An 11,019-nucleotide genomic window follows, 5' to 3' on the forward strand; every position below is an offset into this window, starting at 1 on the left:
CACGGCCAGGAAATCGGTCTTGATGCAGACACAGAACAGGCTGCCCTTGTTCAGCTCGTACACCGGGCGCGTGCCGGCCTCCACCAGGCGGCCGTCCACCCCCAGCTCGCCGAACTCGTTGATGATCAGGGCCACGTTGCGCTCCCGGATTTCGGGACGGCTCAGCAGGTGGTTGAGCAGCGTGGTCTTGCCCGCCCCCAGGTAGCCGGTGAGCAGGATTATGGGGATACGGCTCACAGCGTCTCCTTGATCCACTCGCGCACGGCGCAGACCTCGGGGGCCTGGCGCGCGCTCTTGACCGTGTAACGGGCCAGCACCACCGCCGGTTTCTGCACCGGCGAGAGCCCGAAGGCGTAGAAATCCTCGTCCTTGGTCAGAAGGCGCACCTCCACCTCCGCCCCCAGCTCGCGGATCGCCTTGTCGACATTCCCGCGCACCTCGGCCGTTTTCTCGGAGTCATCCCCCAGGATGAACAGCGTGGCCCGGCGGCGCTGGATCTTGGTGCGCAGCTTCTCCAGAATTCGCCGCTGGATCGCGGCCACCATCTCCTCGCGGCGCGGGATGCGGCTGACAAAGGTGATCTGGCCGTCGATGCAGATCGTGGGTACGTTCTTGACCATCAGGCTGGTCATAAACACCAGGGAGTCGCGGTACTTGATCTTGTGCTCGCGCCATTTGACGATGCCCTCGAACTCCGGGGCCACGGCGCGCACGGCCTCGACCATGTACTGGCAGGGGGCGCAGGCCTCGCTGTCCAGGGTGATTATGTCCACGATCACGCGGTCGGCCTGGCCGTACTCGCTCATGTCCAGGGTGGCGCACACCGCCCCGTCATCGCCCAGGGCCCGGATCACCTCCTGCTGGTAGGGGTCGGCCACCAGACGGCCCACCGCCTCCAGGTTGGCCGGCGGGGTGTTGTAGGGCAGGTCGCAGCCCGGGGCGAGGATAAACCCGCGCGCCCCTCCGGTCTCGATGCAGGCCAGGGCGTTGCGCTGGGCGTCTGTCTCCGTGCCCAGCAGCAGCACCGTGGTCAGCTGCATGTTCCCGCCGAAACTGATCCCCCGCGGCAGGCAGATGTCGCGCACGTAGTCCAGCGGGATGTTCTCGTCGATCGAGATGTTGTCCGGGCGGCACTCGCACATGGCCTCGATGTTCTGCTGGGCGTGGCCGCAGACAAAGAAACTGCCCAGGCGGCCCTGGCTGCGGATCGAATCGAACAGCGGGGCGACATAAGGGGTGACGAACTCGCGGAACTGGTCCGGGCCGATCTGGCTCGTCATCGGGTCGACCACGGCCACGATGTCGCAGCCGGTCTCGATGAACCAGCTGGCCATGGCCTCGGCCACCCGCTGGCAGAACGCCATCAGCTCGTGCACACCCTGCGGGTCATCGAACATGGACATGAAAATCCCGGTGCCCTTGAGGTGCAGCGCCAGGGTGAAAGGCCCGGTGAGGATGCCGTAGACCGCCAGCTCGGGGTTGGCCTGACGGATTCGGCGGGTGGCATCGAGCACCACCCCGATACGGCCGTCCGCCTTGCCCGGCACAGCCAGGTCGGCCAGTTGCCTGCCATCCTCCAGCGGGTGCGTGCTGACCGAGGGCGGGTTCTCGCCGGCCCAGACCAGGCCGCAACCCAGGGCCTCGGCCTCGAGCTGAAGGTCGAAATTGGTCGGGATGCCGTCCGGCTTGTAGCGTTCCACCGCGGCCTGCACTCCGGCAGCCATCAGCTCGGCCGATTTCAGATATTCCGAGGCGCTCAGGCCCAGAAGGTGCGCGGCGTGGCAGCCGACAAACGGGACCCAGGGGATACGGTCGGTTTCCTCACAGCGGATCGACCGTAGCACTCTCTCTTTGGGTGACATCGACATTTCAGCGGTTCCTGGTGTTGGTGTTAGGGATTGCGGGGAGAGACAAATATAATAAGTTCTGATAAAAAACCAATGTTTGTCGCAACCGTTCCGCGAAGGTGACGCACGGTCGTGTGCGTCGCTGTTCTCTGTCATATTTGACTTTACAAAAATCTGCCGCCGCACTATTATATTATCCGTCATATTCCTACTTTTCAAACCTGGAGGTTTTAAATGTCCAAGATGACTTTGCTTGCAGTTTCGTTCTGCCTGGCCTGCCTGGGTCTGGCCCTTGTCGCCTCCCAGTCGTGCGCCCAGGAAAAGACCGCGCCCCAGCCGGTGAAAATCATTTTCCTGCACCACAGCACCGGGCACAATGTCTGGGCGGGCGGCGTGGCCGACTGGTTCGCCAAGTACGACCAGGACAACGGCAAGGACTATCAGATCACGGAGCGGGAATTCCCCTCCGGCAAGCCCTACGAGTGGAAGAACTATCCCTTCGACTACTGGAACATCTGGGTCGAGCACGCGGGGAGCAAGCCCTACATGGAGGAGCCGACCCTGGAGCTGCTCACCCCGCAGTACAACGTGATCGTGTTCAAGCACTGTTTCCCGGTCAGCGGGATCAAGCCGGACGGGGAAAAGGCGGACGTGACCAGCGAGGAAAAGACCCTGGCCAACTACAAGGCCCAGTACGCCGCGCTCAAGGACAAGCTGCACCAGTTCAAGGACACCAAGTTCGTGGTCTGGACCGGGGCGGCCCTGGTGGAGAAAGATTCGAACCCCGAGCAGGGCAAGCGCTCGCGTGAGTTCTTCGACTGGGTGAAGAAGGATTGGGATGAGCCGGGCGACAACATTTTCGTCTGGGATTTCTTCGAGCTGGAGACCGAGGGCGGCCTCTTCCTGAAAGGTGACTACGCCGAGGCCCCGGACAACTCGCACCCCAACGAGGCGTTCTGCAAGGGCGCCGCTCCGCTGTTCGCCAAGCGGGTGGTGGATGTGATCGAGGGCCGCGGAGACAGCGGCAGCCTGACCGGCAAGTAGGCCCGCCGGGCGGTTTGGAAGACAATTGGAAACTCTGCCGGAGACGCCGTCCCGGAGGCTTTGGGGGCGGCGTCTCTGTTGTTTTTGGGGTCGGGTGGACGGCGGCAGGCAAACGCTGTAGATTTAATATGCCCGCACGGAGCTTGCAAAATCCGGCGGGAGTTTTATTTTTGGCGTTTCGTTTTTCAGCGGTTTAACTTTCTGAAGGTCGCAGGGATGAAACAGACAGCCAGCAATGAAAAGATCAGAAACATCGCCATCATCGCCCACGTGGACCACGGCAAGACCACCCTGGTGGACGCCATGTTCCGCCAGAGCGGCCTGTTCCGCGAGGGCCAGGCGGTGAGCGATAGGATCATGGACAGCATGGACCTGGAGCGCGAGCGGGGGATCACCATCGCGGCCAAGAACTGCTCCGTGATCTGGAACGGCGTGAAAATCAACATCATCGACACCCCGGGCCACGCCGATTTCGGCGGCGAGGTGGAGCGCGCACTGTTCATGGCGGACGGCGCCCTGCTGCTGGTGGATGCCAGCGAGGGCCCGCTGCCCCAGACCCGCTTCGTCCTGAAAAAGACATTCGAGGCCAAGCTCCCGGTGATCGTGGCGATCAACAAGATCGACCGCAAGGATGCCCGTCCGGCCCAGGTGCTGGACGAGATCTACGACCTGTTCATCGACCTGGACGCCAGCGAGGATCAGCTCGAGTTTCCGCTGCTCTACGTGATCGGGCGCGACGGCACGGCCAGCCGCAGCCTGGAGCAGCCGGGCACCGACCTCACCCCGCTGTTCCAGTGCGTGCTGGACAAAGTCCCGCCCCCGGTCTACGACCCCGAGGCCCCGTTCCAGATGCTGGTGGCCGACCTGGGCTACAGCGACTACCTGGGACGCCTGGCCGTGGGGCGCGTGGTGGGCGGCACGGCGCACTCCAACGAAAGCCTGGTCTGCCTGGGCGAATCCGGCGACCCCAAGCCGCTCAAGATTTCCTCGCTGCAGGTGTACCAGGGCTTGAGCCTGGGCCAGGTGGAATCGGCCGATCCCGGCGATATCGTGGTGCTGGCCGGGATCGAGGACGTGCGCATCGGCGACACCATCGCCACCCGTGAGCAGCCCGTGGCCCTCAAGCGTATCACGGTCGAGGAGCCCACTGTCTCCATGCGCTTCGCGATCAACAACTCGCCGTTCAGCGGCCGCGAGGGCAAGCTGGTGCAGTCGAACAAGATTCGCGAGCGCCTGTTCAAGGAGACCCTTAAGAACGTGGCGATCCGGGTGGAGGAGACAGAGGAGCGCGACGCGTTCGTGGTCAAGGGCCGCGGCGAGTTCCAGCTCGCGATCCTGATCGAGACCATGCGCCGCGAGGGTTTCGAGCTCCTGGTCGGCCGCCCCGAGGTGATCCTCAAGCACGAGGGCGGTAAAGTCCTCGAGCCGGTCGAGCACTTGTTCATCGACTGCGAGGAAGCGTTCCTGGGCGTGGTCACCGAGAAACTCTCCTCGCGCAAGGGCCGCATGACCAACATGGTCAACCACGGCACCGGCCGGGTGCGGCTGGAGTTCTCCATCCCCTCGCGCTCGCTGATCGGCTACCGGGACGAGTTCCTCACCGACACCCGCGGCACCGGGATCATGAATTCCTATTTCGCTGGCTACGAGGAGCACCGGGGCGATTTCCACAGCCGTTTCACCGGCTCCATTGTCTGCGACCGCACCGGGCGGGCCACCCCCTACTCCCTGTACAACCTGGAGCCGCGGGGCACGCTGTTCATCGGCCCGGACATCCAGGTCTACGAGGGCATGGTCATCGGCGAGCACAACCGCGAGGACGATATCAATGTCAACGCGACCAAGGAAAAGAAGCTGAGCAACATGCGCGCCGCGGGCAAGGATGACGCCGTTATCCTGGCTCCGGTGATCCCGCTCACCCTGGAGCGGGCCTTGCATTTCATCCGCGAGGACGAGCTGGTGGAGGTCACCCCGCTCTCGATCCGCCTGCGCAAGGTGGTCCTGAGCCTGCAGGAGCGCTCGATCATGCGCTACGCCCGGTTTAACAAGTAAGGTTACGGGCGCTGAGACAGAAGAAAGCCTTTTGATGGCAAAGCCGGACTGTCCCGGGCTGCGGGGCGGTCCGGCTTTTTATTGTCCCGGCAATGGAGTGGTCTGTCAGTCCCCGCCACCGGCTTGCGCGGCGGACCGCCCTGTCGGCGGGATCGGCAGGCCCCGGAAATATTTCCAGGCCACGACCACAGCCGCGAGCAGCACAGCCGCGGACAGGGCCACGGCCCAGAGGCGGCCGCGCAGCAGCACGGCCCCCACGGCCAGGACGCCCAAGCCGATGCCGGCCAGACGGGTGCGGACTATGATCACCGGCACGCTCCAGCCGGCGTGCTGCATCCGCAGGGAGTAATGGTCCGGCGCGCCGCGGTAGAACGGCACTCCGCGCCGTGTCCGCTCCACGAACAGGAAAGTGATCTCGAACAGCGGGATCGCCCCAGCGATAAGAAGCGGCCAGGCCAGGCCGGGGCCACCGCCCGCAATGAGCGCCTCCAGCACCAGCACGCCGTGGAGCGTGCCCAAGGCCAGGCTGCCCGTGTCCCCCAGGTAGATCCGCGCCGGGTAGCTGTTCCAGAACAGGAACCCGAGGCAGGCCCCCGAGGCCGCCGCGGCCAGGGCCGACTGTCCCGTCGCCCCTCCGGCCAGGACCAGCAGCCCCGAACAGAAAGCCAGGGCCAGCACCGCGCACCAGCCGGCCAGACCGTCCAGGATGTCGATGTAGTTCCAGGCGTTCTGCGCGTACATCAGCCAGAGAAAGGCCGCCACGCAACCGGCCGGTCCGAAGGGGCACAGCCAGAGGTACGGCGCCAGCGCCACGCACTCCAGCGCCAGCTTTGGCAGCACGCCCAGCTCGAAAATGTCATCCGCCAGGCCCAGCGCACCCACCGGCAGGAGGATCCAGAAAAAGCGCCAAGGCAAAAGGCCCTGCCGGGCCAGCCAGGCCGACACGGGCAACAGCAGCAGAAGCAGGGCCACACCGCCGCCCAGGGCCACGGGCCGGAAATGCTTCGCCACCTCCGGCTTGGGCCTTGAAACCAGACCGGTTTTTTCGGCCAGGAACATGACCAGGCGGGTGAGCAGAAGGGAAAACACCACCGCGACAGCGAACAAGACGACAGTCAGCATGGATGTCGAACTCCTGGGCTGTGGCCCCCCCGGCCGTCGGCGCAAAGCCGCAGCGGTCAGGGCGTTGGAGCGGATACGCCGCTGTTGCCCGGCGGGTCTCAATGTAATCCCGCCGGATACACAGACACACCCGGCCTGGCCGGCAGATTGTCTGTCAAATCAGCAGGCCGTACCGCGTATTCATTACTGTTACAATCTTTTACACCGCAGGTTCCACCGGAATGGACAGCCGCCGCCCCGTAAGCCATACCCCATGCCCACACTCGCCCACGCCGCACTATCCTGTATTATCAAGAACGATGCCACAACCTGGCCGGGGCAGTTACGGCGGGCCTCTGCCGCGAACTAAAAATGTAACTTATTAATATTTAAAGCAATTATCCTCCCCGCTTAATCCTCTTTCAATTGAAATTCTCTAACTTCCCACAAAACAGGCTATAACACTCTCATTAGCTTTCAGGTGAGTGCGTGAAAAGAGATTTTCCCGTTTTCGACGCCCCCTGAACCGAGAGAGGGAAAATGGAGACCAAAGAGGCAGGCCTGGCTTCCTACTGGAAGCGGACGCTGCGCTGGAAAGATGTGGAAGCCAAGCGGGCCGAGGGCTGGTGTGTGGGTGCGCTGCACATTCACAGCTCCTGCTCGCGGGATGTGCCCCAATTGGATGAGAACCGCCCTGAGCGCCTGGTCGAAAAGGCCGAGCGCGAGGGCGTCGACTATATGACCATCACCGACCACGACAACGAGGACGCCTGGCGCAGCCTGAAAAACCCGCCCGACTGGTTGATCCGTGGGGTGGAGATGGAGGTCCACGACCGCAGGCTGGGCCACCCGGTCCACCTGGGCATCCACGCCGTGCCGGACAACGACGCGTTCGAGGAGCTGCACGAGCTGGCCCACAAGCGGCACGACGCCTACGGCCTGATCGAGACCGCTTTCGAGCGCGGCTGCACCGTGATCGCCAACCACCCCTGGTGGGTGCCGCGCGGCCACAGCCTCAACTCCATCGGGTTCTGGCACCTGATCGAGACTTTCCGCCTGCCCGTGGAGCTGAACGAGAAACGCAGCTTCATCGAGAACGCGGCCACCCTGATCTACGCCTCGGTGCGCAAGCTCCCGCTGGTTGCGGCCACGGACAGCCACACGCGCAAGGTGCTGCCCACCTGCACCCTGGCCCGCGGGGCCAACGCGGCCGAGTTCCTGCGCAATGTCCGCCAGGGCGAAACCCTGATCGTCCCCGGCTATGCCGGCCTGGTCGACCTGCCCGGCATGATGGCGCGCTACCTGATGGACGCCATCCACTCGGTGCGCCAGCACAGGCAGCTCAACGCTCCGCCGGTGGTGTTCGAATCCGAGCTGGACCGGATTTTCCGCTCGCTGGGCCAAGGCACCCGGATCGGACGGGTGGTCGGGAACCCGGCGGTCAAGCACGCCGCCGGAGCGCTGGCCTACCTGAGCGGGGCCTTGCTCTACGTGCCCGGCGCCTACGCCGCCAGCGCTTTCAAGGTGCTGCGGGATGTCTCCCTTCGTAACTGGCAGATCGCGCCCATGCCGGCGTTCGAAGCCAAGTGAGGAGCGCCTTGAGCCTGCCGGAGGGAAGAATTCTGCTGGTCACCAACACCCTGGGCCGCTGGGGCGAGACCAACGGGGTGGAGTACACCTACCGCAGCCTGATCGAGCAGTTCCGTCACGCCGCTCTGCCGCTGGATGTGGTCACTTACGGGCCGCATGACGCGGTGGAGAGCGAGGGCGGCCTGCGGTTTTTCACCCACCGTCCCCGTCTGCCCCTGCGGATCGACCCCACGCTCTGGGTCGACCCGCTGTTCCGTTTCTCGGGACTGGCCGCGCACCTGGCCCAGGAAAGCTACACCCTGGTGCACAGCGGCACTCCCGACCCGTTGGGCTGGTTCGGGGCCCGTCTGGCCGCGCGCCAGGGCGTGCCGCTGGTCACGGTCTACCACACCCTGCTCGACTACTACGCCCGCGTCCGGGTGGGCCGTCACCTGGGCCCCGCCACCGGCAAGCTCGCCGAGCGCGCGATGGCCAACATTCTTAACCGCTATTACGGCCGCTCCGACCTGATCCTGGCCCCCTCGGCGGCTACACGCTCCCATGTGGCCCGGCTGTTCTCCCCCCAGGTGAACGTGCTCTCGCGCGGGGTGGACACCGCGCAGTTCAACCCGGCCCGCAGAACGCGCCGCGAGGGACCCGTGCAGGCCCTGTACGTGGGACGGGTGGCGCCGGAAAAAAACATGCAGCTCCTGGAGAAAGTGTTCTCCGCCCGGCCCAAGATCGCCCTGCGCGTGGTGGGGGACGGCCCCTACCTGAGCCGCATGAAACGCAGCCTGCCCCAGGCCGAGTACAGCGGACGGCTGACCGGGGAGCCGCTGTGGCGCGCTTTCGCCGATGCCGACCTGTTCGTGTTCCCCTCGCGCTCCGAGACTTTCGGCAACGTCGTCCGTCAGGCCATGGCCAGCGCACTGCCCGTGGTGGTGACCGACGGGCCCGGGGTGAGCGAGCAGGTGCGCGACTCCGTGGACGGGTTCGTGGCCGCGGATGACCAGGCTTTCGCCGCGGCGGTGGACCGCCTGGCCGAGAGCCGTTCCCTGCGGATCCACATGGGCTGGGAGGCGCGCCATTCGGCGATGCGCTTTGGCTGGGAGAACGTGTTCCACGAGCTGCTGGAGCAGTATGAAGTGGCGCTGGAGCTTTGCCGTGCCCGCCTGGCCGAGTCCGCTCCGACTCCGGCCCGGAGCGCGGCGCAACCGGGCGGCGCACTGCAAGCCAGCCGGGCCGTCGGCCTGCGTGGCTGATTCAGGAGATATATCTCAGGAGATTGCCCTGTCGGGAGCGGTTCCCGGTGGGGCTTTTTGTTTCTGCACAAAAATATTTTGCACCAAACGCTCTAAATGCTTCATTTGCAATAACTTTTCTGGTATTTGCAGGTTTGCTCTGTTATTTTACATTCGGTCGACTTTTTGGTATTTCCCAGGATTAGGGACTGACAATATGTGCATGGATGCTGGAAACATGTTTGCGATATTGTGTAGAAAGCACTGGACAACATAAAAATGCTTGACTTTTTGTGTGTGTGCGCCGATAATGAAGTACATAATTCCTGTACAGCTATTTAGGAGGAAACAATGGTGCAGACCACATATACTGCCCTGCGGGGTAATCTTGCGGAATTTATGGATCGCGCCGTAGAGGATAGCGAGATTATTATTGTCCATCGTAATAAAGTTCCTGCTGTGGCAATGCTTGCCGCCACTGAGCTGGAAAGTCTTTTGGAAACACTTTATTTGCTCCGCTCGCCAAACAACCGCCGTCGCTTGTTCAGCGCCTTTAAACGTGCAGAGGAAGGAACTGTCACTCCTTCCTCACTCGATGACCTTCTTAAAGAGGTTGGTCTTGCCGAATGAATCCGCCGCACAAGACCTATAAGTCGGTCTTCCATGATGAGTTTAAGGAGGATTTGGCGGCTTGGGTAAAGCAAGACAGGAAGGTTGCAGAGAGAATAAAGCGCTTAGTGAGAGCAATCTTAGATGATCCATTCAGGGGAATCGGCAAGCCGGAACCGCTGAAATATTGGGAACCTACTGCATGGTCCCGGCGCATAAATCACGAACACAGAATAGTTTATCGAGTCAAAGACGACCGAATCGACTTTCTTCAGTGTATGTATCACTACTGAGACAAGACAAAACGGGGCGATCGAAAGGTCGCCCCGTTTTTGTTGAGCCAATAAAAAGGCTTCAGTGTCATGGTGGGGGTGAGGATATTCAATTTCAACCTGGACGTGAAATATCCGGGATTGGTGGACCTGCATAATTACAGCTACAAACATCTTAATCTATTCACCAACGATCCATATCACCCGTCGAAAGTCAGTCATTATGGGAAAATTCAACTTGTCAGAAAAATTCTTGAGCTGGACGAAGCGTTTGGGAAGGCCTTGAATGAAGGAGCTTTCGATGAGACCAATCCAAAGGACCCAGAGGGGCCGTGTCTTAGACCGGACAAAAAGAAAATATTGCTTAACGACATGAGCCTGCCTTGGGGAGGATTATTTAAACAGAATGGCGATATATCACGCAAAGAACACAACCAACACAGATGGGGCGATTGCTTCGACATTAGTCGTCTTAAAGGCGGTGAGGATGCTTTATATTGGTACTGGTTAAAGACAGAAGGTAAAAAAATTGTTGGGAATATGTATGATGAAGGTAAAGTATTGCACTTTTATATTTAATCCGCGCCTTGCAGGCAAAGCCATCTGTCTCCGTCGAAATAGTAAATTTCAGAGGTGCTGTTCAGGACCCAGAAATTTATGCCTTGGTGCCTGCGGCCTGCCGGCGGCTCCGGGCCTGCAAAAGCCTTTTGCAGTCTGAGGATATAATCGAAATCCGCGGTTTCGAGGCTGAAAGCGCAGTACGCCTTCGCTTCTTTTAAAATCCAGTAGCGTGACATCTCTTCAGCGTGGACAAAGGAACAGGAATCCGCCTGTCCGGAGAAAAACACCAGAAGTTCCAGGCTGTCCGCCCTCAGAGCGAGCAGGGCCACGTCTTTTTCGCCCCGACCGTCGAAATCCCCCTGGGTGACGTTGTTGGGCGGGTCCTCCCAGTCGATGCATGTCTGCGGTATCGAGTACCCCCGCGCCTCCAGCCAGTCGGCCACGGACGCGGGCAGGCCCGGGAAATCCCGCGGGGCTATCCGCACCGTGTCCACATGCACCACTGTTGTGGGTGTGGTGTCCTTTATGGCGGGCGCTTGCACTGCCGCCGAAGCGGGCGCAGGGGCCGGGGCGCTTTCATCTCCCCCGCGGCCGCAGGCGGCGGTGACGAGGAGCAGGGCGGCGAGAAGCAATCGGGGCATGGCAGGCTCCAGGGAACGGTTTCAGCGAAAATAATAACAGGGCCCGGCCGCGACTGTCAAATGATACGTCCCTGCCACGAAC

At 62.0% G+C, this 11,019-nt stretch carries 11 protein-coding genes; 7 read left to right on the plus strand and 4 right to left on the minus strand.

Features of this window, described 5'->3' with window-relative positions:
* Both LLH00_17845 and LLH00_17850 read right to left on the minus strand, forming a co-directional pair.
* A partial coding sequence (locus LLH00_17845; protein ID MCE5273144.1) for a GTP-binding protein occupies window positions 1-237 on the minus strand: 237 nt, incomplete at its 3' end.
* On the minus strand, window positions 234-1,868 hold the full coding sequence (locus LLH00_17850) for a uroporphyrinogen decarboxylase family protein (GenBank protein ID MCE5273145.1): 1,635 nt from the start codon (window positions 1,866-1,868) through the stop codon (window positions 234-236). The genes LLH00_17845 and LLH00_17850, both read right to left, overlap by 4 nt.
* Window positions 1,869-2,081: 213 nt before the next feature.
* Here LLH00_17850 and LLH00_17855 point away from each other — a divergent pair, with 213 nt between their 5' ends.
* Together LLH00_17855 and typA are read left to right on the plus strand one after the other, a co-directional pair.
* Window positions 2,082-2,891: a hypothetical protein gene (locus tag LLH00_17855; protein MCE5273146.1), complete on the plus strand. Its 810-nt coding sequence runs from the start codon at window positions 2,082-2,084 to the stop codon at window positions 2,889-2,891.
* A gap of 216 nt (window positions 2,892-3,107) precedes the next feature.
* Entirely contained in the window at window positions 3,108-4,943 is a 1,836-nt protein-coding gene (typA, locus tag LLH00_17860; GenBank protein MCE5273147.1) for a translational GTPase TypA, read from the plus strand.
* Window positions 4,944-5,048: 105 nt separating this feature from the next.
* Here the strand turns inward: typA and LLH00_17865 are convergent, their stop codons facing one another.
* Entirely contained in the window at window positions 5,049-6,065 is a 1,017-nt protein-coding gene (locus tag LLH00_17865; GenBank protein ID MCE5273148.1) for a hypothetical protein, read from the minus strand.
* A gap of 519 nt (window positions 6,066-6,584) precedes the next feature.
* On the opposite strand from LLH00_17865, the gene LLH00_17870 reads away from it, so the two are divergent.
* From LLH00_17870 to LLH00_17890, 5 genes are all read left to right on the plus strand, one after another.
* Window positions 6,585-7,634 carry a hypothetical protein gene (locus tag LLH00_17870; protein ID MCE5273149.1) on the plus strand — a complete coding sequence of 350 codons (1,050 nt, stop codon included), beginning with the start codon at window positions 6,585-6,587 and terminating at the stop codon, window positions 7,632-7,634.
* A gap of 8 nt (window positions 7,635-7,642) precedes the next feature.
* Window positions 7,643-8,875 (plus strand): glycosyltransferase, encoded by a 1,233-nt coding sequence (locus tag LLH00_17875; protein MCE5273150.1) that lies wholly within the window; start codon window positions 7,643-7,645, stop codon window positions 8,873-8,875.
* A 330-nt stretch (window positions 8,876-9,205) separates the two neighbouring features.
* On the plus strand, window positions 9,206-9,484 hold the full coding sequence (locus tag LLH00_17880) for a type II toxin-antitoxin system Phd/YefM family antitoxin (protein ID MCE5273151.1): 279 nt from the start codon (window positions 9,206-9,208) through the stop codon (window positions 9,482-9,484).
* A complete protein-coding gene (locus tag LLH00_17885) occupies window positions 9,481-9,756 on the plus strand; it encodes a Txe/YoeB family addiction module toxin (protein MCE5273152.1) in 276 nt (91 codons plus the stop codon). The genes LLH00_17880 and LLH00_17885 overlap by 4 nt, the downstream gene beginning before the upstream one ends.
* A gap of 69 nt (window positions 9,757-9,825) precedes the next feature.
* Entirely contained in the window at window positions 9,826-10,314 is a 489-nt protein-coding gene (locus LLH00_17890) for a hypothetical protein (GenBank protein MCE5273153.1), read from the plus strand.
* On the opposite strand, the gene LLH00_17895 is transcribed toward LLH00_17890, so the two are convergent.
* Window positions 10,311-10,937: a hypothetical protein gene (locus LLH00_17895; GenBank protein MCE5273154.1), complete on the minus strand. Its 627-nt coding sequence runs from the start codon at window positions 10,935-10,937 to the stop codon at window positions 10,311-10,313. The two genes, LLH00_17890 and LLH00_17895, sit on opposite strands and share 4 nt — an antisense overlap.
* Window positions 10,938-11,019: the final 82 nt, after the last annotated feature.

The organism is bacterium (genome assembly GCA_021372515.1).
In the GTDB taxonomy this organism is placed as follows: Bacteria; Gemmatimonadota; Glassbacteria; order GWA2-58-10; family GWA2-58-10; genus JAJFUG01.